Below are 23,475 nucleotides of genomic sequence, written 5' to 3'. Positions count from 1 at the left end.
CGTAGATATATGACGTTTGAAATCATATTTGTGCTTTTAGCGCTGTTGGGCATGGTGATGGCCTTGATTCTGGACAAGATGCGTCCGGGAATGGTGCTTTTCTCGGTTGTGGTGTTATTCCTTTGCGTAGGAATTCTGACACCCAAAGAAATGCTGGAAGGATTCAGTAACAAGGGGATGATTACGGTAGCGATGCTGTTTTTGGTCAGTGAAGGTATTCGCCAGTCCGGTGCATTGGGGCAACTCATCAAGAAGCTCCTCCCACAAGGTAAAACTACTGTTTTCAAGGCGCAGCTCAGAATGTTGCCGACAATTTCCTTTATCTCCGCTTTTCTGAATAATACTCCTGTTGTTGTAATTTTCGCTCCGATTATAAAGCGTTGGGCGGAGTCGGTAAAGCTTCCGGCTACGAAGTTCCTGATTCCTCTTTCGTATGTAACGATTCTGGGCGGTATCTGTACTTTGATTGGTACTTCCACAAACTTGGTGGTGCATGGCATGATACTGGATGCCGGTTATGAAGGATTTACCATGTTTGAACTTGGTAAAGTGGGGATTTTTATTGCGATAACAGGTATTATCTATTTGTTTCTGTTTTCTTCCAAGCTGCTGCCGGATGTCCGTAAGGATGCTGTGAAGCCCGATGACGAGCCGGAAGAACACAGTGACCTGCATAGGGTGGAGGCTGTATTGGGCGCTCGTTTTCCGGGAATCAACAAGAAACTGAAGGACTTCAACTTTAAACGTCATTACGGTGCAGAGGTTATAGAAATAAAGCGTAACGGTCAGAGTTATGCGCAGGGCTTGGAGAATGAATATTTCCGGGAAGGCGATACGGTGGTTGTTATGGCGGACGACTCTTTTGTACAGACGTGGGGGGAATCTTCCGTCTTTGTGATGCTTGCCAATGGCAAGGATACTGAACCTGTTGCGAGCAAGGGTAAGCGTTGGTTTGCACTTGCTTTACTGATTCTGATGATTACCGGAGCTACGGTAGGCGAATTACCGGCTGTGAAGGAAGCTTTTCCGGATATCAAGCTGGATATGTTTTTCTTTGTGTCTGTTACGACTATTATAATGGCATGGACAAAAATCTTCCCGGCCCGTAAATATACCAAATATATATCATGGGATATATTGATAACGATTGCCTGTGCTTTTGCTATCAGTAAGGCGATGGTAAATTCGGGTGTGGCGGATGCCGTGGCTAAGTACATCATTGGTCTGACAGAACATTACGGGCCTCAAGTGTTGCTGGCTGCCGTCTTCATTATTACGAACCTCTTTACCGAATTGATAACGAATAATGCCGCTGCTGCGCTTGCTTTTCCGTTGGCGCTTTCCATTTCGTCACAGTTGGGAGTAAGTCCGATGCCTTTCTTTGTGGTTATCTGTATGGCTGCCTCGGCAAGTTTCTCGACGCCTATCGGTTATCAGACCAACTTGATAGTACAGGGTATCGGTAACTATAAGTTCACGGATTTTGTTCGTATCGGACTTCCGCTGAATATTATCACTTTCTTGATTTCTATATTTCTTATTCCCTTAATTTGGCCATTTTGATTGAATTATGATAGAAAATAACAACAATATTTATCCAATCTTCGACCGTATGCTGGCACGCGAGGACAAGGAAGAACTCCTGAAGCAGCGTAGTGTGATGATTTGGTTTACCGGGCTGAGCGGTTCGGGCAAGAGTACGATAGCTATCGCTCTGGAGCGTGAGTTGCATAAGCGCGGATTGCTCTGTCGTATTTTGGATGGCGACAATATCCGTAGCGGCATCAATAATAATTTGGGATTTACGGAAGCGGACCGAATAGAGAATATCCGCCGTATAGCCGAGGTATCCAAACTGTTTGTAGATACGGGCATTGTAACGATTGCGGCTTTTATCAGTCCCAGCAATGACATCCGCGAAATGGCGGCAAATATTATCGGAAAGGATGATTTTCTGGAAGTGTACGTCAGTACACCCATTGAGGAGTGTGAACGCAGGGATGTAAAAGGCTTGTACGCAAAGGCGCGCCGTGGAGAGATTAAGAACTTCACCGGCATTTCCGCACCTTTCGAGGCTCCTGTTCATCCAGCATTGGTACTGGACACATCCGCATTGAGTTTGGAAGAATCCGTCAATAAGCTACTGGAATTAATTTTACCGAGAATTCAGAAGAAATAATATATAATGAAAGAAGAATATAAACTGAGCCATTTGAAAGAACTCGAAGCAGAGTCTATTCATATTATCCGCGAAGTGGCTGCGGAATTTGAGAATCCGGTGATGCTGTATAGTATCGGTAAGGACTCATCGGTGATGGTACGTCTGGCCGAAAAGGCTTTTGCTCCGGGTAAAGTCCCTTTCCCGTTGATGCATATCGACTCTAAGTGGAAGTTCAAGGAAATGATTCAATTCCGTGACGAGTATGCCAAGAAGTATGGCTGGAACCTGATTGTAGAGAGCAACATGGAAGCTTTCGAAGCAGGTGTGGGACCTTTTACACATGGCAGTAAGGTGCATACCGACTTGATGAAAACGCAAGCTTTGTTGCATGCACTGGATAAGTACAAATTCGATGCGGCTTTCGGCGGCGCCCGTCGTGACGAGGAGAAGTCGCGTGCAAAAGAACGTATTTTCTCTTTCCGCGATAAATTCCATCAATGGGATCCGAAGAACCAGCGTCCTGAATTGTGGGACATCTATAATGCGCGTGTCCATAAGGGAGAGAGTATCCGTGTGTTCCCGTTGAGCAACTGGACGGAACTGGATATCTGGCAATATATTCGTCTGGAGAATATTCCTATCGTACCCTTGTACTTTGCGAAGGAGCGTCCTTGCGTGGAGATTGACGGTAACCTGATTATGGCTGATGATGAACGCCTGCCGGAACAATACCGTGAAAAGATTGAGATGCGTATGGTACGTTTCCGTACGTTGGGCTGCTGGCCGCTGACGGGAGCTGTGGAAAGCAGCGCCGACACAATCGAAAAGATTGTGGAAGAGATGATGACCACCACCAAGAGTGAGCGTACTACCCGCGTTATCGACTTCGACCAAGAAGCAAGCATGGAGCAGAAGAAGCGTGAGGGATATTTCTAAGAAACTAAGAATTAAAAATTGAGAATTAAGAAATGAATGATTCAAGACTTGATATAAAGGCTTTCCTTGATAAAGACGAACAGAAAGATTTGCTTCGTTTCCTTACTGCCGGTTCGGTGGATGACGGAAAGTCCACGCTTATCGGACGTCTGTTGTTCGATAGTAAGAAATTGTACGAAGACCAGTTGGATGCGTTGGAGCGTGACAGCAAGCGTATGGGTAATGCCGGTGACCACATAGACTACGCCTTGTTGCTGGACGGCTTGAAGGCGGAACGGGAGCAGGGTATCACTATCGACGTGGCATACCGCTATTTCTCCACCAATAATCGTAAGTTTATCATTGCCGACACTCCGGGACACGAACAATATACGCGCAACATGATTACCGGCGGTTCTACCGCCAACTTGGCGATTATTCTGGTAGACGCCCGCATGGGTGTCATTACGCAGACACGCCGCCATACTTTCCTTGTGTCCTTGCTGGGTATCAAGCACGTGGTGCTTGCCGTAAATAAAATGGACTTGGTGGATTTCTCCGAAGAACGCTTCAATGAGATTGTAGGCGAATACAAGAAGTTTATCGCTCCGCTGGGCATTCCCGATGTGACTTGCATTCCGCTTTCTGCGCTTGACGGCGACAATGTGGTGGAGAAATCAGACCGTACGCCTTGGTACAACGGTACTTCTTTGCTCGATTTCCTTGAAACCGTACACATCGATAATGACCATAACTTGAATGATTTCCGCTTCCCGGTGCAGTATGTACTGCGCCCCAACCTTGACTTCCGCGGCTTCTGCGGCAAGGTGGCTTCGGGTATTATCCGCAAGGGAGATGAGGTGATGGCATTGCCTTCCGGAAAGAAGTCGCACATCAAGAGCATCGTGACTTACGAGGGAGAATTGGATTACGCTTTCCCGCCGCAGTCCGTTACGCTGACGCTGGAAGACGAGATTGACGTTTCGCGCGGAGAGATGCTGGTGCATCCCGACAATCTTCCGATGATGGAGCGTAATTTTGAGGCTATGGTGGTATGGATGGACGAGGAGCCGATGGACGTAAACAAATCTTTCTTCATCAAGCAAACTACCAATTTGAGCCGCACGCGTATTGACAACATCAAGTATAAAGTGGATGTCAATACGATGGAGAAACTCTCCCTCGAAAACGGCCAACTGACGAAAGAAACCCTGCCGATGCAGTTGAACCAAATTGCCCGCGTAGTGCTTACTACCGCCAAAGAGCTGTTCTTTGACCCTTACCAAACCAACAAAGCCACCGGCTCTTTCATCCTGATAGACCCGATAACCAACAATACCAGCGCCGTAGGTATGATTATCGACCGTGTGGAAGATAAGGATATGCATATTTCCGAGGAACTTCCCGTGCTTGACCTTCCGAAGTTGGGAATTGCCCCCGAACACTATGAAGCCATAGAGAAAGCTGCCAAGGAACTGGAACGTCAGGGAATAGCAGTGATAATTAAGAAGTAGTGTGAATCAGGATGTAAGAAAACATAAAAAAGAACTTTTAACCGAATAAGAATGGGTTTATTAGAATTCAACAAACTGCCGATAAATACGCTTGTCGGTGCAGACTGGAAAACATTCAATTCCATCACAAAGGGACGCGAAATAGATGCCGCATACAAAGGCAAATACCGATTGACGAAAGCCGTTTGCCGCCTGCTTTCCACGTTGGCTCCCTTGCAGGACAAACGCTACGAGAAACTGTTGGCAGACAAACCGCTGGAACACGATCCCGTATTTATCCTCGGCCACTGGCGTAGCGGAACAACTTTCGTGCATAATGTGTTCTCTTGTGACAAGCATTTCGGCTATAACACAACTTATCAGACCGTATTCCCGCATCTGATGATGTGGGGACAGCCTTTCTTCAAGAAGAATATGAGTTGGCTGATGCCCGACAAGCGCCCTACGGACAATATGGAGCTGGCTGTAGACTTGCCCCAGGAAGAGGAATTTGCATTGGCAAACATGATGCCTTATACTTATTACAACTTCTGGTTTCTGCCTAAGTATCAGCAGGAGTATGCCGACAAGTATCTGTTGTTTGATGACATAAGCGAGGCGGAGTTGAAGGTGTTTGAGGAAACGTTTACCAAGCTCATCAAGATTTCCTTATGGAATACGCATGGCACGCAGTTCCTCAGCAAGAACCCGCCGCACACCGGACGTGTGAAAGAATTGGTAAAGATGTTCCCCAATGCCAAGTTCATCTACCTGATGCGTAATCCTTACACGGTATTTGAAAGTACGCGCAGCTTCTTTACGAATACCATCCAGCCGTTGAAGTTGCAGGATATTACTCCGGCGGAGTTGGAACAGAATATCTTGTCTATCTACGCCAAACTTTATCATAAGTATGAGGCGGACAAGGCAAGTATCCCGGCAGGTAATCTGATTGAAGTGAAGTTCGAGGACTTTGAAGCCGATGCAATGGGAATGACGGAACACATCTACGATGCGCTGTCCATACCCGGTTTTGCGGATGCACGCGCTGCTATCGAACAGTATGTGGGCGGTAAGAAAGGTTATAAGAAGAATAAATATAAATATGACGACCGTACGGTGCAACTGGTTCAGGATAACTGGGACTTTGCACTGAAACAGTGGAATTATGAACTTTAATTGATTGTAGGAGAATAAAGAAATGATTCGTAAAAAACTTCGTGTGTTGAGTTTGCTGTCCGTAATGCTATGTAGCGTAGCAGTATCGGCGCAGCATAAAGTCGAGATGATTCCTTTCGGAAATATGGATCAATGGATTGACCGCCAGATTAAAGAATCGGGAATTATCGGCGGCGACACCAAAAATGTATTTGCCATTGGCCCCACGGCCACTATTCGCGAGAATAAGGCTTATAAGAATATGGGAGGCTCCCCTTGGGCTACCTCTAATGTAATGGCACGTGTGGCGGGCATCACCAAGACCAATACCTCGGTATTTCCGGAGAAGCGCGGCGACGGCTTTTGTGCCCGTATGGACACCCGTATGGAGAGCGTAAAGGTGCTGGGCATAGTGGATATAACGGTACTGGCTGCCGGTTCCATCTTCCTCGGCGATGTGCACGAGCCTATCAAAGGAACGAAGAACCCGCAGAAGATGTTGAACTCCGGTATTCCGTTTACGAAGAAACCCATTGCCGTCCAGTTTGACTACAAGGTGAAGATGTCCGACCGCGAGAAGCGTATCCGTGCCACAGGTTTCAGCAAGATAACCGACGTAGAGGGGAAAGACTTCCCCGAAATGAATCTCTTTTTGCAGAAACGCTGGGAGGACAAGGACGGTAATATCTACGCCAAGCGCGTGGGTACGGTAGTGGTGCGCTACTACACTACGACGGATGACTGGCGCAATAATGCCACCTATTCCATTATGTACGGCGATATAACGGGCAATCCCGAATACAAAGCGCATATGATGCGTTTGCAAGTGCAGGAACGTTATGCCGTGAACAGCAAAGGCGAGAGCGTGCCCATCAAAGAGGTGGCATGGGGAACGGAAGATGATATCCCCACCCATATCCAGTTGCAGTTTACGTCCAGCCACGGCGGGGCGTACGTCGGTTCTCCGGGCAACTCGTTCTATGTGGATAATGTGAAATTAGTATATTGATTTCGTTCCTATACCGGCATTAAGTAAGTCATAAGAATTAATTTACTGATAATTTTGCCTATGGTGTAAAACTTGTTTGATGTACATCAAATGAGATTTTCACCATAGGCAAAATCTTTTTTGATACGTATGAAAAAGAGTTCAAATATAAATCGTAATTTTGTAGCCCATTATGAGTAGAATAATAGCTATTGATTACGGTAAAAAACGTACGGGTATAGCCGTCAGCGACACGTTGCAAATGATTGCCAACGGACTTACCACCGTGCCCACTCACGAATTGCTCGCTTTTATCATGGACTATGTGGCAAAAGAACCCGTAGAGCGGATTCTCGTGGGACTGCCGAAGCAGATGAATAACGAGGCTTCCGAAAACATGAAACGGATCGAACCGTTTGTGCGTTCCCTGCAAAAGAAGTTGCCCGATATGCCGATAGAGTACGTGGACGAGCGTTTCACTTCGGTTTTGGCGCACCGCACCATGCTGGAAGCCGGCCTGAAGAAGAAAGACAGGCAGAACAAGGCGCTGGTGGACGAAATCAGTGCCACTATTATCCTGCAAACTTATTTGGAGAACAGACGTTTCTCCGCTTTATGACGTATAAGAAAATAATTCATAATTGATAATTCATAATTAAAGAAATGATTTTACCTGTTTATGTATACGGGCAACCCGTATTGAGAAAAGTGGCAGAGGATATTACCCCTGATTATCCGAACTTGAAAGAACTGATTCAGAATATGTTCGAAACAATGGACCATGCCGACGGCGTGGGACTGGCAGCTCCGCAAATCGGTTTGCCGATTCGTGTGGTGGTTGTGGACTTGGATGTGCTGTCGGAAGATTATCCCGAGTACAAGGGTTTCCGCAAGGCATATATCAATGCGCATATTCTGGAAGTATCGGGTGAAGAGGTGTCAATGGAAGAGGGTTGCCTGAGCCTGCCCGGCATCCACGAATTTGTGAAAAGAGGCAATAAAATACGCGTGAAGTATCTGGATGAAGACTTGGTGGAACACGACGAGGTGGTGGAAGGCTATCTGGCACGTGTGATGCAGCACGAGTTCGACCATCTGGACGGCAAGATGTTCATCGACCATATCTCACCCCTGCGCAAGCAGATGATAAAGGGAAAGCTGAATGCCATGCTGAAAGGTAAGGCGCACTGTACTTATAAGGTGAAAACCATCAAATAAGCAAACCATATAATAAGGTATAAAAGGCTCAAAAAATATAAAAAGTCTTCCGTATATCCTGATATGTAAATGAATAAACGCTACTTTTGTTTTGTTTACAAGCATTTATAAGACAAGATGATTAAAAAGATATTGCTGGCAATTTTGTTATTGCCCACGTTGTTATATGCGCAAATCAATACGGAACGGGTGATGACTATTGCCCGGAACGCATTGTATTTCGAAGACTACGTGCTTTCCATCCAATACTTCAATCAGGTAATCAATGCGAAGCCTTATCTATATGAGCCTTATTTCTTCCGTGCACTGGCAAAAATCAACCTGGATGATTTTCAGGGAGCGGAAGCGGATTGTGATTTGGCTATCCAGCGCAATCCTTTTGTTGTAGGCGCGTATCAGATAAGAGGTTTGGCGCGTATCCGCCAAGATAAGTTCGACGGCGCGATAGAGGATTACAGGACAGCTTTGAAGTACGACCCGGAGAATGTGGTACTGTGGCATAACCTTTCCCTTTGCCATATGCAGAAGGAGGACTTCGACTCTGCCAAAGATGATTTGGGGCAGTTGCTTTCCATAGCTCCCCGCTATACGCGTGCGTACCTGATGCGTGGTGAAGTCAATCTCAAACAGAATGATACGATACAGGCTCTGAAGGACTTTGATAAGGCCATTGATATGGACCGCTATGACCCCGACGGCTGGGCTGCGCGTGCCATTGTCCGTCTCCAGCAATCTGACTACAAGAAAGCTGAAAGTGACTTGGACCAAGCTATACATCTGAGCGCACGCAATTCGGGCAACTACATTAACCGCGCTTTGGCACGCTTCCATCAGAACAATTTGAGAGGTGCGATGAGCGACTATGACTTGGCGCTGGACATAGACCCCAACAACTTTCTCGGACACTATAACCGCGGTTTGCTGCGTGCACAGGTAGGCGATGACAACCGTGCGATAGAAGACTTTGACTTTGTGCTGAAGATGGAACCGGACAATATGATGGCGGCCTTCAACCGCGGTTTGCTGCGTGCACAGACGGGCGATTACCGCGGCGCTATCAGCGATTACTCCAAAGTGATAGATGAATATCCCAATTTTATGGCGGGTTATTATCATCGTGCCGAGGCCCGCAAGAAGATTGGCGACCGCAAGGGGGCTGAACAGGATGAGTTCAAAGTCATGAAGATGCAGCTTGACAAGCGCAACGGGGTGACAACCGGCGGCAACGATAAGGATGTGGCGGATAATACGGGCGGCAATTCCGGACAGGATAATGGCAAGACCCGTAAGAAGTCCGACAAGAATATGGAGAACTACCGCAAGATTGTGATTGCAGATGATTCGGAAGCCGACCAGCGTTACAAGAGCGACTATCGCGGACGTGTGCAAGACCGCAACGTGACTATCAAGCTCGAACCTATGTACGCGCTGACCTATTATGAAAAGCTGAGTGATGTGAAGCGAATTGTGCATTATCATAAATATATTGATGAACTGAATCACTCGAAGGCGTTCCCCAAACCGTTGCGCATCACCAATATGGAGTCTCCGCTGACGGAAGAGCAGGTACGTTTCCACTTTGCATTGATAGATGCTCACACATCGGACATCGTGGCGGATGCCAAGAATGCCAAGAAACGCTTTATGCGCGGGCTGGATTTCTATCTGGTGCAGGACTTTGCAAGTTCCATAGACGACTTTACGCAGAGTATCCTGCTGGATGATACCTTCTTCCCCGCATACTTTATGCGTGCTCTGGTGCGCTACAAGCAGTTGGAATACAAGAAAGCGGAAGCGGGCATGAGCGAAGGAGCGATTTCCGGTACGCAGGAAGCGAAGAAGACGGAAGTAACGGCTATGGATTACGACATTGTGAAAAATGACTTGGACCATGTCATCCAATTGGCTCCCGATTTTGTGTACGGCTATTATAACCGCGGTAACGTATTGTCCATGCTGAAAGACTATCGTGCGGCATTGGCGGATTATGATAAGGCTGTCAAACTGAATCCCGACTTTGCCGAAGCCTATTTCAATCGCGGTCTGACGCACATCTTCCTGGGTAATAACAGGCAGGGTATTTCGGATTTGAGCAAGGCGGGTGAGCTGGGTATTGTCTCGGCTTACAACATCATCAAACGATTTACGAATACGCAGCAATAACATTTTTTTGCTAAAAAATAGAATATCAATAAAGAATTAGCTATTTTTGCGTTCTAAAAATTGAACTATACATAACATTATGATAAAGATAACATTTCCAGACGGCTCCGTTCGCGAATACAACGAGGGAGTAACAGGACTGCAAATAGCAGAAAGCATTAGCTCACGCTTGGCACAGGATGTGCTGGCTTGTGGCGTAAACGGAGAAATTTATGATTTGGGGCGTCCCATCAATGAAGACGCTGAAGTGGTTCTCTATAAATGGGAGGACGAACAAGGTAAGCATGCCTTCTGGCATACCAGTGCCCACTTGCTGGCGGAAGCTCTGCAAGAACTGTATCCGGGCATTCAGTTCGGTATCGGTCCGGCTATCGAGAATGGTTTCTACTATGATGTAGATCCGGGAGAAGCTACCATCAAGGAAGCCGACCTGCCCGCTATCGAAAAGAAAATGACCGAACTGGTTGCCAAGAAAGAAGCTGTTGTCAGAGAGAACATCTCAAAGACAGATGCTTTGAAGATGTTCGGCGACCGTGGCGAGACTTATAAATGTGAGCTTATTTCAGAACTGGAAGACGGTCACATCACTACCTATACGCAAGGCGCGTTTACCGACCTCTGCCGTGGTCCTCACTTGATGACTACCGCACCTATCAAGGCCATCAAGCTGACTTCCGTTGCCGGCGCATACTGGCGCGGACAGGAAGACCGCAAAATGATGACCCGCATCTACGGTATCACTTTCCCGAAGAAGAAAATGCTGGATGAATATCTTGTATTGCTGGAAGAGGCCAAGAAACGCGACCACCGTAAAATCGGTAAGGAAATGGACTTGTTCATGTTCTCCGATACGGTAGGTAAGGGACTGCCGATGTGGTTGCCGAAGGGCGCTGCATTGCGTATCCGCCTGCAGGAATTCTTGCGCCGCATTCAGGCTCGTTACGACTATCAGGAAGTAATGTGTCCGCCCATCGGCAACAAATTGCTGTATATCACATCCGGGCACTATGCCAAATACGGTAAGGACTCATTCCAGCCTATCCATACACCGGAAGAAGGTGAAGAGTACTTCCTCAAGCCGATGAACTGTCCTCATCACTGTATGATTTACAAGAACTCGCCCCGTTCTTATAAGGACCTGCCTTTGCGTCTGGCCGAGTTCGGTACGGTTTGCCGTTACGAACAGAGCGGCGAGCTTCACGGACTGACTCGTGTACGCAGCTTTACGCAAGACGATGCGCATATCTTCTGCCGTCCCGACCAGGTGAAGGATGAGTTTCTGCGTGTAATGGATATCATCTCAATCGTATTCCAGTCTATGCACTTCGAGAACTTTGAAGCGCAAATCTCCTTGCGCGACAAGGTGAACCGCGAAAAGTATATCGGCAGCGATGAAAACTGGGAAAAGGCAGAACAGGCTATTATCGAGGCTTGCGAAGAAAAGGGGTTGAAAGCTAAGGTGGAATATGGTGAAGCCGCTTTCTACGGTCCCAAACTGGACTTTATGGTGAAAGATGCTATCGGCCGCCGTTGGCAGTTGGGTACTATCCAAGTGGATTATAACCTGCCCGAACGCTTTCAGCTGGAATATACGGGAGCTGACAACCAGAAGCACCGTCCGGTAATGATTCACCGTGCTCCGTTCGGTTCTATGGAACGTTTCGTTGCCGTACTCATCGAGCATACCGCCGGTAAATTCCCGTTGTGGCTGACACCCGACCAGGTAGCCATCCTGCCTATCAGCGAGAAATTCAATGACTACGCTCAGGAAGTGAAAGACTATCTGAAGAGATACGATGTTCGCGCCATTGTGGATGAACGTAACGAAAAAATAGGACGTAAGATTCGCGATAACGAAATGAAACGTATTCCGTATATGCTGGTTGTAGGCGAAAAAGAGGCTGAAAACAGAGAAGTTTCTGTCCGCAAACAAGGCGAAGGCGACCAAGGAACCATGAAATTTGAAGAATTTGCTAAAAAAGTGAACGAAGAAGTTCAAAATATGATAAATAAATGGTAACTTTGCGCCCAATTGTAAAAGCATAGCATACATACGATGTTCTAAAGACAGCTTTTACTTAACAAAAAAATAATTTGGTAGTAATAAACAAGAAACAAACTGGAAGTAAACGTTATTTAATGAAGAATGACAGCTTAAAAGGGCAACATCGGATTAATGAGCAAATCCGTGCCAAAGAAGTCCGCATTGTGGGCGATGAAGTGGAACCTAAAGTATATCCGATAGCTCAGGCTTTGAAGATAGCCGAGGAAATGGAAGTGGATCTCGTAGAGATTTCTCCCAATGCACAACCCCCTGTTTGTCGTATTATTGATTACTCTAAATTTCTTTATCAGTTAAAGAAGCGTCAGAAGGAACAAAAGGCGAAGCAGGTAAAAGTGAATGTGAAGGAAATACGTTTCGGTCCTCAGACAGATGACCATGACTATAACTTCAAACTGAAACATGCCAAAGGATTTTTGGAAGATGGCGACAAGGTAAAGGCATACGTGTTCTTCAAAGGTCGTTCTATTTTATTCAAAGAACAAGGCGAAGTTTTGTTGCTGCGTTTTGCCAATGATTTGGAAGACTATGCGAAAGTAGATCAGATGCCGATTCTGGAAGGAAAGAGAATGACTATTCAGCTTTCACCGAAGAAGGGCGCCGCTCCCAAGAAGCCTGCCGCACCGAAACCCGCAGAGGCTCCGAAAGATGCAGCTCCGGCTGAAGAACAAAGTGAAGACTAAAGAAATGAGCAACGCCGCAGGTATAGTGCGTTGCCATATAATTAAATAATTAAAAAATAAGTAAGATGCCAAAGATGAAGACTAACTCCGGTTCTAAAAAGAGATTTACTCTTACCGGAACAGGTAAAATCAAAAGAAAGCACGCTTTTCACAGTCACATTCTGACTAAGAAAACCAAGAAGCAAAAGAGAAATCTGTGTTACTCTACACTTGTCAGCCCGACAGATGCGAGCCAGGTTAAGGAACTCTTAGCTATGAAGTAATCAAAAGCGTACGAAGTATTATTAAAGTTATTAACCGGATGCATTAGCTTTAAGTCCGCTGCGTGAAGCACCGGCGCTAACATTCAAAAACAAGTAAAACTATGCCAAGATCAGTAAATCATGTTGCTTCTAAAGCAAGAAGAAAGAAAATTTTGAAATTGACCAGAGGTTACTTTGGTGCAAGAAAGAACGTATGGACCGTTGCCAAGAATACTTGGGAAAAAGGTTTGACTTATGCGTTCCGTGACCGTAAGAATAAGAAAAGAAACTTCCGCGCTTTGTGGATTCAACGTATCAACGCTGCTGCACGTCTGGAAGGTATGTCTTATTCTAAACTGATGGGAGCTCTGCACAAAGCTGGTATTGAAATTAACCGTAAAGTTTTGGCTGATTTAGCAATGAATCACCCGGAAGCTTTCAAGGCTATTGTTGCTAAAGCAAAAGCTGCATAAGCTGAGGTAAAGAATAAACCTGCAAAGTGCTGATTACAAATACGTAATCGGCACTTTTTGTTTTTAGTAAGCTCGGTGAAGTGTGAAAACATGAGGTGCAGACAAACAAATTTCTTGTTTTTCTTGTTTCTTTCGTATAATCTTACTACCTTTGAAGTAGAAAAAATAGCCGCATTGATTGGATCGGGAAACTCATCAATTTTAATGAAATACCGAGACAAGCTTCAGTTCTTAATGGCGGGCCACGCCCTTCGGGGTAACTCTTGAGTCGGTGGATTACAAAGAGGACGGGCACTCAAATCATGTCATACGGAGTTTCATCACATCATCGGTGCGGCTTTCTATAAAAGGGGAACGGTAATCTTGGTTGACTACCGTTCCTCTTTCTTTTATTCTTTTCCCTTTCTTCTCCTTTTCATAGCTTCCTTTCTCCCAGTGCTTTTATAGTCATTACTACGTTCTATATCTTGTTTTGACAGTTGTATAATGGAGCAGAACTATAAGTAAAACTTCGTTTTTCAATTGCGGGCTGTACGGTTTCCATATGCGGGCTGCAGAGCCCGCATATGGAAACCGTACAGCCCGCAGCTGCAAAACGAAGCTTTGCTTCGTGCATAATGATGTTTTGTACGTACTAAAAGGGGAAAATCAATGAGGGAGACGGTTATTGCCGGCACAGCGCAAGTGATTAATCTGCGTTGTAATAACGCGGGGAAATGCTGTGTGCCGGCAAAAATGCTATTTGTTATCTCGCAAGTCTTTTACTCTGACGGCTTTTCCTTCGCTTTGTGGCAAAGAGCCTTTCTTGACAAGCTTTACCTTGGGGGTGACAAGGATTTCATCTTTCAGCTGACGGGAAATAGCCTTACGTACTTTCTCCAGTTCTATATAGTTGTCGGTGGATAAGTCGCTGAGCTCTACTTCCACAATCATTTCATCTTGATTGTTGATGGTTTCCAGGGTAATGAGGTAGTTGCTGCCCAGTTCGGGGAACTGTACCAATACTTTTTCCACTTGCATGGGGAAGATGTTGACACCCTTGATAATGAACATATCATCGCTACGGCCTTTGATACGGTCGATACGCAGGTGCGTGCGTCCGCATGGGCACTTGCCGGGGAGTATGCGGGTGAGGTCGCGCGTACGGTAGCGTATCAGCGGCATCATTTCGCGGTCAAGGGTAGTCAGCACCAGTTCTCCAATCTCGCCGTCGGGGATAGGTTCTCCGGTTTCGGGATTGATGATTTCGACCAGATAGCAATCTTCCCAAAAGTGCATTCCGTTCTGTTCGGTGCACTCAAAGGCTACACCGGGACCGTTCATCTCGGTCATTCCGAAACTGTTGTAGGCTTTGACGCCCAACATACGTTCAATTTTCTTGCGTTGTTCGTCCGTATGGGGCTCGGCTCCGATGACGAGCGTTTTCAGTGTGGTAGATGCCGGGTCGATACCTTCTTCCTGAAATACTTCCGCTAAACGTATGGCGTAGCTGGGGATGGCATGCAGGGCGGTGGTTTTGAAGTCCATGATGAACTTGATTTGCCGCTTGCTGTTTCCGGCAGCTGCAGGTACGGTCAACGCTCCCAGGCGTTCGGCGCCGTACTGGAAACCCAATCCGCCGGTAAACATGCCATAGCCGGAGCTGTTTTGGAAAACATCGGTTTTGCGGATACCTACTGTGTACAGGCAGCGTGCCACAAGATTCGCCCAAGAGTCCAAGTCGTGCCGGGAGTGGACGATGACGGTAGGAGTTCCCGTGGTTCCGCTGGAAGAGTGGATGCGTACGCCGTCTTCGTGCATATTGCCTGCCACGAGTCCGAAAGGGTAGTTGGCGCGCATATCCGCTTTGGTGGTGAACGGAATTTTCCGGATGTCTTCTACCGACTGAATACTGTCCGCTGTAATGCCGTGCTCTTGAAATACTTGTTTGTAATAGGGAGAATTTGCTGCAATACTGATTGTTTTTTTAAGCCGCTGAAGTTGCAGTTCACGCAACTTCTCACGCGGCATGGTCTCTATCTCTTCTTCCCAGTATTTGTCATTCATGGTTATTGGAATTTTGATTTACATCAGATTTTCTGCGATTTCCTTGCCGGCGGCCAGGGCTTTGAGATTCAGTTCTACGATGGCTTCGCCTTTGCGTTGGAAAATGTCACGGATGCTGTCCTGTACTTTTTGGTAATCAATGCCGAGGAACGGGATGGTGGCTCCCAGCAGCACGATATTGGCAACGCGGGGAGAGCCGACTTCTTTGGCTACTTCGTTCACGTTCAGTACAATTTTGTGGGGAAGTTTGTCAAGTTCGGCCTTGAGCGCTTCCTCGGCAGGATAGCGGGGGATGTTGATGAAAGGGACTTCGTTGGTCACCAGCCAGCCTTCGGGACTGAGGTAGGGGAGATAGCGCAACGCTTCCATCGGTTCCAGGGATATGATGAGGTCGCATTTGCCCGTAGGAATGAGGTCGGAGGCGATGGGGCGGTCGCTGATGCGAAGATTGGACTGTACGTCGCCGCCTCGCTGGCTCATTCCGTGCACTTCGGCTTGTTTCATGTATAATCCGCCTTTCAGGGCTGCCTGGCCGATTACGGTGGCGATAGAGAGGATACCTTGTCCACCTACGCCGGAAAGTATAATATCTTTTTTCATGGTTTTACTTGTTTCGTTTCTTACGTGCTAAGGTTTGGATACATTCTCTGCGGGGAATGATGACGGATACGCCGCGGTATTCGATTTCTTCACGGATTACTTGTTTCATTTCCTCGTAGTTCTTCTTCAAAGGAACTACCACCCGGATATGTTCCGGCGCTACGCCGATTCCTGCGCAAATAGCTTCGAGACGGCCTGTTCCGGCTGAATCTTGTCCGCCGGTCATGGCGGTGGTTTCGTTGTCGGAGATTACGATGGTTACGTTGGCATTCTCGTTGACGCAGTCCAGCAAGCCTGTCATGCCGGAATGGGTGAATGTGGAGTCGCCGATAACGGCAACTGCAGGATGTACTCCTGCATCCGAAGCGCCTTTAGCCATTGTAATGGAAGCACCCATGTCTACGCAGGAGTTGATGGCGTTGAAGGGGGCGTTGGCTCCTAAAGTGTAGCAGCCGATGTCGCTGAATACCTTATGGGCGGGATATTCCTCACGCAGCACTTCGGTGAGTACGGTGTACATATCGCGGTGTCCGCAGCCTTCGCACAAGGCGGGCGGGCGCATCTCCACGAGTGACGGAACGGCGAACTCGGCTTTGTTTTCTTTGCCTACGGCACGTGCTACGCTGTCCGGATTCAATTCTCCGTCTTGTGACAGTGTACCGTCCAAACGTCCTTTGACTTTTATGCCGATGCCGAGATAGCCTTTCAGTTGTTTTTCTACAAAGGGTTGTCCGTCTTCCAGGACGAGTATTTCGTCGCAGGCTTCTACGAGCTGCATCAGTTGCTTCTTGGGGAGCGGGTATTGACCGATTTTTAATACCGGATATTCGCAGCCTTCGGGATAGTTCTCCATGAGGTAGTTGTATCCGATACCGCAAGCTATGACACCGAGCTTTTTGTCGGGACCGTCAATGTACTGGTTGTATGGTGAGTTTTCCGATGCTTTTATGAATTCATCCTGACGTTGCAACAGCTGTTTGTAGCGTTTGCGGGCATTGCCGGGAAGCAGGATGAACTGGCGCGGATCATCGCTGAAGGAAATATCGTTTTGGGGTTGTTGGGCTTTGCGCTCTACGCCGGAACGGGAGTGTGCCAAACGGGTAACCATACGCATCAGCAGAGGTTCGCCGGTTTGTTCGGAAAAGGCAAATCCGTTGTAAACCATATCGTAGGCTTCTTGCTGGTTGCTCGGTTCGTACATCGGGATTAATGCGAAGTCACCATAGAAGCGGCTATCTTGTTCGTTTTGTGATGAATGCATACTGGGGTCATCGGCTGCAATGACGATTGTACCGCCTTTAACGCCGGTAATGGCGGAGTTGATGAAGCAGTCGGCTGCTACGTTCATACCTACATGCTTCATGCACACCAGTGAACGTTTTCCTGCGAACGACATTCCCAAGGCTGCCTCCATAGCGGTCTTTTCGTTGGAACACCAACGGTTGTGGATACCTTTTTCGGCAGTAATCGGTGCCATTTGGATATATTCGGTAATCTCCGTCGAAGGAGTGCCCGGATAGGCATATACACCTGAAAGTCCGGCGTCTAATGCAGCTTGTGCAATGGCTTCATCGCCAAGTAAGAGTTGCTTGCTCATTTTTTATTGTTTAAGTGTTAGTCACGGTTTTAATAATAATCGCAAATATAGCTTTTTGCTTTTATTTTATTATAATATTAATTGAAAATCTTTCTTTCGTTTAAAGCCTTCCAGTATTTTCTTGCATTTCTCATGTGCTCGGCATAGTTGGATGCAAAGTTATGAGTACCGGAAAAATCTTCTTTGGCACACATGTAAATGTAGTTGTGCTTGGTATGGTTAAGTACTGCGTCCAGACCTATGGGAGAAGGAATGCGGATGGGACCGGGCGGCAGGCCGAGGTTGCGGTAAGTGTTGTAGGGCGAATCAATTGTGAGGTGTGCATTGGAGATTCGTCGCAGGCCGAAGTCTTGCAGTGCAAACTTTATGGTGGGGTCAGCTTGTAGCGGCATACCGGTATGCAGGCGGTTGATGTACAGACCTGCAACCACGGGTTTCTCCGGGTTGTCGTTGGTTTCTTCCTCAACGATGGAGGCGAGCGTGCATACCTCTTCCGGCGTCATGCCGATGGTCCGGGCTTTATTGAGACGTTCTTGAGTCCAGAACTTTTGATGTTCTTTCTGCATCCGTTTAAAGAAATCATCCACACTCATGTCCCAATACACCTGATAGGTTTCGGGAATGAAGAGGCAGGCTATCGTCTCTTTGTTGTATCCCAATTTCTGTTGGAACAGCGAATCGTTCATTACTCCGGCTATTTCGGCGGAGTCAATCATCAGCTGTCTTCCTACGCTGCGTGCCAGTTTGTCTAAGGTGCGTACACTTCCTATTGTCAGGTTCATGGGTTCTTGGTATCCTCTGTAGAAGCGGCTGAATACATGATAGACGTTTTCACCGGGACGTATCGCGTAGCGTCCGGTATGGATATTGCGGGGGTACTTGCGCCATTGGGCCATCCATTTGAAGCCGATGAAGCTGTTGGGCTTTCCCTGTGTTTTCACCTTATTATATATGGAATCTGCCGTGTCGTCACGGTCGATGTAGACGTAAGTTGTCTTTTGAGGGTGAAATTGCGGAGCGAACAGGTAATAATACACTGCGCCTGCACCTGCGATGCCTGCGAGCAGAACAAATGCCAATACTCCGAGAAGGATTCTTTTTTTCTTCTTCTTTTCCATATAATCCTGGTTGTTTTTTTGAGTCGGGCAAAGTTAGCAAGATTTTGGAAAAAAAAGAAAAAGACCGATATTTAGATATCAGTCTTTTCATTGAGCCGCTAGCCAGACTTGAACTGGCGACCTACGCGTTACGAATGCGTTGCTCTACCAACTGAGCTATAGCGGCCTTTTACTTACGGGGTGCAAAGGTACATCTTTATTTGAATTGGCAAAAAGAATTGCCCGATTTTTTAGAAATATTTGTGGCGTTCAAAAATAACTTATGGTAAAAAGATTGAACTTCAAAAAAATGTCCGGAAAACAAGGTCTTTGCAGTAGGTGATAATAGTGAGGAAGTCCCTGTAGTATTGAGGTAGGGAATTAATTCTTTTTCCGAAACTTCGGAATGAAATAAATGTATATTATGAAAATAAAGTATTACCTTTGCCCCCAATTTAAAAACATAACTAGATTACTAAAGGATTAATCAAAAGTCTTATTTATGCGCAGATTTATACTTTTATGTTTGTTGATGTTCACAGTATCAAGTGTAGTTTTTGCCCAGAGAATGACAGACGAACAAGTCATTCAATACGTGCAGGAGGCTCAACAGGCGGGAAAGACACAACAGCAGATGTCAATTGAGTTGATGAAGAAAGGGGTTACGAAAGAACAAATTCAAAGAATACAGTCAAAGTATTCAGGAAAGACGGATGTAAGTGCCGGAGTGGAGAAGAGTGACTCGCGCTTGCGTACTCCCCAAAAATACGAAAACAAAAACAAGAATATCTCTCAGGATGATTCCGAGCTGAGCAATGCCAACTCTAAGAAGCAAACTATTAAAGGGTTGCGCGCTAAGACCGACAAGAATAAACAGCGCGACGGAGGTGAGATGGAATCCGAATTGGAATTGGATGGTGAAGAACAAACGGACTATTTGGGATATGATAATTTGTTTGCTCCGACCAAGGTGAAAAAAGAGAAAAAAGAGGATCCCACCCAACAAATTTTCGGACATAATATTTTTGATAATGAGTATCTGACATTTGAGCCTAATATAAATGTGGCAACCCCTAATAATTATCGTTTGGGTGCAGGTGATGAAGTTATCATTGATGTTTGGGGGGCTTCTCAAACTACCATCAGAGAGACGATTTCTCCTGAAGGTACTGTGCAGATTGAAAATTTAGGTCCGGTTTATTTGGGTGGAAAGACTGTAAAAGAGGCCAATACTTATCTGAAGAATGAATTTGCCAAAATATATGCAGGTGTTACGGGAGAAACTCCTAATACCCAGATAAAATTGACTTTGGGTGAGATTCGTTCCATTCAGGTGAATGTCATGGGAGAGGTTGTTGTGCCCGGTACCTACACTCTTTCTTCATTCGCGTCCGTTTTCCACGCATTGTATTGGGCAGGGGGAGTAAATAAGATAGGTAGTCTCCGCAGCATAAAAGTTATACGTGACGGAGTGACTGTCGCTGATGTAGATATCTATGATTTTATAATGGAAGGCCGCCTGAAAAATGATATTCGTTTGCAGGATGGTGATGTAATTCTTGTTAATCCTTATCAAACTTTGGTGCAAATCTTGGGCAAGGTAAAGCGTCCTATGTTCTACGAGATGAAACCTACCGAAACGATTGCCACTTTGCTGAGATATGCCGGTAATTTTACAGGTGATGCTTATAAGAAGGCTGTCCGCCTTGTACGTAAGAGTGGTCGCGAGCATCAGATATTCAATGTTGATGAAATGGATTATTCCGTATTCCGCCTTGAGGATGGAGATGTATTGACGGTGGATTCTGTTCTTGACCGTTTTGAAAATCGTGTGGAAGTTCGTGGTGCCGTATATCGTGAAGGGTTGTATCAGTTGAGCGGAGAGGTAAATACTGTGAAGCAGTTGATAAAGAAGGCCGAAGGTATACGGGGTGATGCCTTCTTGAACCGTGCCGTAATCAGCCGTGAATACGAGGACTTGACCCGGGAAATGATTTCAATAGACTTGAAAGGTTTGTTGGAGGGCGTTGTTGCGGATATTCCTTTGCAGAAAAATGATATATTGTTTATCCCCAGTGTTCAAGATTTGAGGGAGGAGACTACGGTAGCCATTCATGGAGAGGTTGCCGATCCCGGAACTTATCTGTATGCGGATAAGATGACGGTGGAGGATTTGATTATACAAGCAGGCGGTTTATTGGAATCTGCAGCTACTACCAGAGTGGAAGTTGCCCGTCGTATGAAAGACCCGAAAAGTACCGCATTCAGCGGCAATGTCGGCCAGAATTTCTCTTTCGATTTGAAAGACGGTTTGTTAGTGGGTGAGGGAGGCGAATCTTTCCATCTTGAGCCGTTCGATGAAGTATACATCCGCAAGAGCCCGGCTTACTATCGTCAGCAGACTGTGACAGTAGCGGGAGAGGTGCTCTTTAGCGGAAACTACGCGTTATCTAAGAAGAATGAACGCTTGAGTGATTTGATTACCAAGGCCGGAGGTATTTCTTCGGATGCATATGCGAAAGGCGCTCGTTTGTTGCGTAAAATGACCGAAGAAGAACTTCGTCGTAAAGAGGATGTGCTGCGTATGGCACAGATGACTTCCGGCGGTGATTCCATTTCTGTAAAGAAGTTAGATTTGTCCGATACTTATTCGGTTGGTATCAACTTGGAAAAGGCTTTGCAAAATCCGGGTTCAGACTATGATATGGTATTGCGTGAGGGAGATATGCTCTTTGTGCCTGAATTTGTAAGTACAGTCAAGATTAGCGGTGCTGTGATGTATCCCAATACAGTTCTTTATAAAGAAGGAGAGGGCTGGAAGTATTATGTGAACCAAGCGGGTGGATTTGGTAATGATGCCAAAAAACGAAGAGCATACGTTGTACATATGAACGGTACGGTGTCTCGTTTGAAGTCGGGTAGTTCAAAATATATTGAGCCGGGATGTGAGATAATTGTTCCGAGCAAAGATCCGAAGAAGAAGATGACTCCTGCCGAAATAATAGGTATGGGTACCTCTGCGGCTTCTTTGGCTACGATGATTGCTACTATGGTTAACCTCTTTAAGTAATTAAGAATTATGAGCGAAGAAAATATACAGAAGATAACACCTCAGCAGCCGGAAGAACAAGAAATAGACTTGATTGAGCTTGCCCAGAAAGTATGGGCCGAGCGTAAACTGCTTTTCAAGGCATGTGGTATTGCTGCTCTTATAGGTGTGGTTGTAGCGTTCAGCATTCCCAAAGAATATTCTACGAAGGTGACATTGGCTCCTGAGAGTTCCAGTAAGACAGGTGGTGGAAGCATGGGAGCGTTAGCGGCCATGGCGGGTATTAATATCGGTGGCGCTTCGTCCGGAGAAGATGCCTTATCGCCTGAGTTATATCCTGATATTGTCAAGTCAACGCCCTTTTTGTTGGAATTGTTTGATGTAAAAGTAAAAGACCAAAAAAGCAAGATAGATACTACTTTATATGCTTATTTGGATGAGTACCAGCGTTCATCTTGGATGAGTGCTGTAGTGTCCGCTCCATTTAAGGCTCTGGGATGGACAATGTCGTTGTTCAAAGATAAGCCGGAAAAGCGGGAGGGAAAGACCGATCCTTTTCATTTGACCATGGATGAAGCAAGAGTGGCAGAAGCGTTGAGCAAACGTATTTTGGTCACTATTGATAAAAAGACAGGAGTCACAACGCTGGAGGTTACGATGCAGGATCCTTTGATTTCGGCATCGTTGACAGATACGGTTATGCACTGTTTGCAGAATTACATCACAGACTACCGTACCAATAAAGCCCGCCACGATTTAGCTTTTACCGAAAGACTTTATAAAGAAGCTAAGGCTGATTATGAGGAAGCTCAAAAAAAATATGCTACATTTGCAGATGCTAACCAAAACATCATTCTGTTGAGTTATCGTGCTGAGCAGGAACGCTTGAAGAATGAAGTGGAATTGGCATATTCTGTTTATACGCAGGTTTCCGGCCAATTGCAAATGGCAAGGGCCAAGGTGCAGGAAATCACTCCGGTATATACAGTTGTGCAACCGGCTACAGTACCGTTACGTGCAGCCAAACCGAATAAAATTATGATTCTTATCGGATTTGTATTCTTGGCGGGAGTAGGATGTGTCGGTTGGATACTATTTGTGAAAGATTTAATTAAAGGATGGAGAAAAGCAAACAAAGCAATATGATAGCTAATAATGAAATGAATCGTTGGTACGCTCTGTATACAGCGCCAAGGTCGGAACGTAAACTGATGCAGCGTCTGAATGCTGCAGGTTATACTGCATTTTGTCCTATGCAAGTCGTATTCAAGAAATGGAAAGGACAAACCAAAGAAGTGTTTGTGCCTCTGTTCCCCGGTTGCCTTTTTGTTGAAGAAACAGCTGATGTAGCATCTTTCGCTGCTTCGCAGAATGCTGCTTTGTTGGTAGATTCTAAAGGGGATAACTTATTGGTTAGTGCAGATAAGGCGGAGTTGTCGGCAAAATTTGCTCATTTATTGAAATAGTTATTACTTCATAGATAGCAGAATAAGACTGAGAAAATGCAGGAGGGTGTCTCAATATTCATTT

The 23,475-nt window shown here is 46.1% G+C and carries 20 protein-coding genes and 1 tRNA gene; 16 read left to right on the top strand and 5 right to left on the bottom strand.

Annotated features, from left to right (window positions below):
• The first annotated feature begins 9 nt into the window (after positions 1-9).
• The 13 genes from DW121_RS13130 (at position 10) to rplT (ending at position 13,556) form a co-directional block, all read left to right on the top strand.
• Positions 10-1,563, top strand: coding sequence for an SLC13 family permease (locus DW121_RS13130; protein ID WP_117712610.1), 1,554 nt, complete (start codon positions 10-12; stop codon positions 1,561-1,563).
• A gap of 7 nt (positions 1,564-1,570) precedes the next feature.
• Positions 1,571-2,179 (top strand): adenylyl-sulfate kinase, encoded by a 609-nt coding sequence (gene cysC / locus DW121_RS13125; RefSeq protein ID WP_118324017.1) that lies wholly within the window; start codon positions 1,571-1,573, stop codon positions 2,177-2,179.
• Positions 2,180-2,185: 6 nt separating this feature from the next.
• Positions 2,186-3,097 (top strand): sulfate adenylyltransferase subunit CysD, encoded by a 912-nt coding sequence (cysD, locus tag DW121_RS13120; protein ID WP_117712606.1) that lies wholly within the window; start codon positions 2,186-2,188, stop codon positions 3,095-3,097.
• 32 nt (positions 3,098-3,129) lie between these two features.
• Complete coding sequence (gene cysN, locus DW121_RS13115) at positions 3,130-4,590, top strand: sulfate adenylyltransferase subunit CysN (RefSeq protein WP_117712605.1); 1,461 nt, start codon at positions 3,130-3,132, stop codon at positions 4,588-4,590.
• Between the two features lie 51 nt (positions 4,591-4,641).
• The gene (locus tag DW121_RS13110) at positions 4,642-5,748 is read left to right on the top strand and encodes a sulfotransferase family protein (protein WP_117712603.1); all 1,107 of its coding nucleotides are present in this window, start codon (positions 4,642-4,644) and stop codon (positions 5,746-5,748) included.
• A gap of 22 nt (positions 5,749-5,770) precedes the next feature.
• On the top strand, positions 5,771-6,736 hold the full coding sequence (locus tag DW121_RS13105) for a PCMD domain-containing protein (protein ID WP_118324016.1): 966 nt from the start codon (positions 5,771-5,773) through the stop codon (positions 6,734-6,736).
• Between the two features lie 172 nt (positions 6,737-6,908).
• On the top strand, positions 6,909-7,334 hold the full coding sequence (gene ruvX / locus DW121_RS13100) for a Holliday junction resolvase RuvX (RefSeq protein ID WP_117712599.1): 426 nt from the start codon (positions 6,909-6,911) through the stop codon (positions 7,332-7,334).
• 44 nt (positions 7,335-7,378) lie between these two features.
• Positions 7,379-7,933 carry a peptide deformylase gene (gene def, locus DW121_RS13095; protein ID WP_118324015.1) on the top strand — a complete coding sequence of 185 codons (555 nt, stop codon included), beginning with the start codon at positions 7,379-7,381 and terminating at the stop codon, positions 7,931-7,933.
• Between the two features lie 117 nt (positions 7,934-8,050).
• Positions 8,051-10,096 carry a tetratricopeptide repeat protein gene (locus DW121_RS13090; protein ID WP_118324014.1) on the top strand — a complete coding sequence of 682 codons (2,046 nt, stop codon included), beginning with the start codon at positions 8,051-8,053 and terminating at the stop codon, positions 10,094-10,096.
• A gap of 79 nt (positions 10,097-10,175) precedes the next feature.
• Positions 10,176-12,116 carry a threonine--tRNA ligase gene (thrS, locus tag DW121_RS13085; protein WP_118324013.1) on the top strand — a complete coding sequence of 647 codons (1,941 nt, stop codon included), beginning with the start codon at positions 10,176-10,178 and terminating at the stop codon, positions 12,114-12,116.
• Positions 12,117-12,235: 119 nt separating this feature from the next.
• Positions 12,236-12,841 (top strand): translation initiation factor IF-3, encoded by a 606-nt coding sequence (gene infC, locus DW121_RS13080; protein WP_117712707.1) that lies wholly within the window; start codon positions 12,236-12,238, stop codon positions 12,839-12,841.
• Between the two features lie 65 nt (positions 12,842-12,906).
• On the top strand, positions 12,907-13,104 hold the full coding sequence (gene rpmI, locus DW121_RS13075) for a 50S ribosomal protein L35 (protein WP_117712591.1): 198 nt from the start codon (positions 12,907-12,909) through the stop codon (positions 13,102-13,104).
• Positions 13,105-13,205: 101 nt separating this feature from the next.
• Positions 13,206-13,556, top strand: a complete 351-nt coding sequence (gene rplT, locus DW121_RS13070; RefSeq protein ID WP_004289896.1) for a 50S ribosomal protein L20 — start codon at positions 13,206-13,208, stop codon at positions 13,554-13,556.
• Between the two features lie 738 nt (positions 13,557-14,294).
• On the opposite strand, the gene DW121_RS13065 is transcribed toward rplT, so the two are convergent.
• From DW121_RS13065 to DW121_RS13045, 5 genes are all read right to left on the bottom strand, one after another.
• Positions 14,295-15,602, bottom strand: a complete 1,308-nt coding sequence (locus DW121_RS13065) for a phenylacetate--CoA ligase family protein (RefSeq protein WP_118324012.1) — start codon at positions 15,600-15,602, stop codon at positions 14,295-14,297.
• Between the two features lie 18 nt (positions 15,603-15,620).
• Complete coding sequence (locus DW121_RS13060) at positions 15,621-16,202, bottom strand: indolepyruvate oxidoreductase subunit beta (protein ID WP_118324011.1); 582 nt, start codon at positions 16,200-16,202, stop codon at positions 15,621-15,623.
• A 4-nt stretch (positions 16,203-16,206) separates the two neighbouring features.
• The gene (locus tag DW121_RS13055; protein ID WP_117712585.1) at positions 16,207-17,799 is read right to left on the bottom strand and encodes a thiamine pyrophosphate-dependent enzyme; all 1,593 of its coding nucleotides are present in this window, start codon (positions 17,797-17,799) and stop codon (positions 16,207-16,209) included.
• Positions 17,800-17,876: 77 nt separating this feature from the next.
• Complete coding sequence (gene mltG, locus DW121_RS13050; protein WP_118324010.1) at positions 17,877-18,917, bottom strand: endolytic transglycosylase MltG; 1,041 nt, start codon at positions 18,915-18,917, stop codon at positions 17,877-17,879.
• A 93-nt stretch (positions 18,918-19,010) separates the two neighbouring features.
• Positions 19,011-19,083, bottom strand: a tRNA-Thr gene (locus DW121_RS13045).
• Between the two features lie 315 nt (positions 19,084-19,398).
• Between DW121_RS13045 and DW121_RS13040 the strand changes: the two genes are divergently transcribed.
• Genes DW121_RS13040 through DW121_RS13030 form a run of 3 tightly spaced genes read left to right on the top strand, consistent with a single transcriptional unit; the run spans position 19,399 to position 23,411 of the window.
• Complete coding sequence (locus tag DW121_RS13040) at positions 19,399-21,966, top strand: polysaccharide biosynthesis/export family protein (RefSeq protein WP_187120038.1); 2,568 nt, start codon at positions 19,399-19,401, stop codon at positions 21,964-21,966.
• Between the two features lie 9 nt (positions 21,967-21,975).
• Complete coding sequence (locus DW121_RS13035) at positions 21,976-23,091, top strand: Wzz/FepE/Etk N-terminal domain-containing protein (protein WP_117712579.1); 1,116 nt, start codon at positions 21,976-21,978, stop codon at positions 23,089-23,091.
• The gene (locus tag DW121_RS13030) at positions 23,088-23,411 is read left to right on the top strand and encodes a UpxY family transcription antiterminator (RefSeq protein WP_369834718.1); all 324 of its coding nucleotides are present in this window, start codon (positions 23,088-23,090) and stop codon (positions 23,409-23,411) included. Before DW121_RS13035 ends, DW121_RS13030 begins: the two co-directional genes overlap by 4 nt.
• The last annotated feature ends 64 nt before the right edge of the window (positions 23,412-23,475 follow it).

The organism is Bacteroides sp. AM10-21B, from assembly GCF_003472565.1.
Taxonomy (GTDB): Bacteria; Bacteroidota; Bacteroidia; order Bacteroidales; family Bacteroidaceae; genus Bacteroides; species Bacteroides propionicigenes.
The sequence above is the reverse complement of the archived record's forward strand: the minus strand, read 5'-3'. Positions and strand labels throughout refer to the sequence as shown.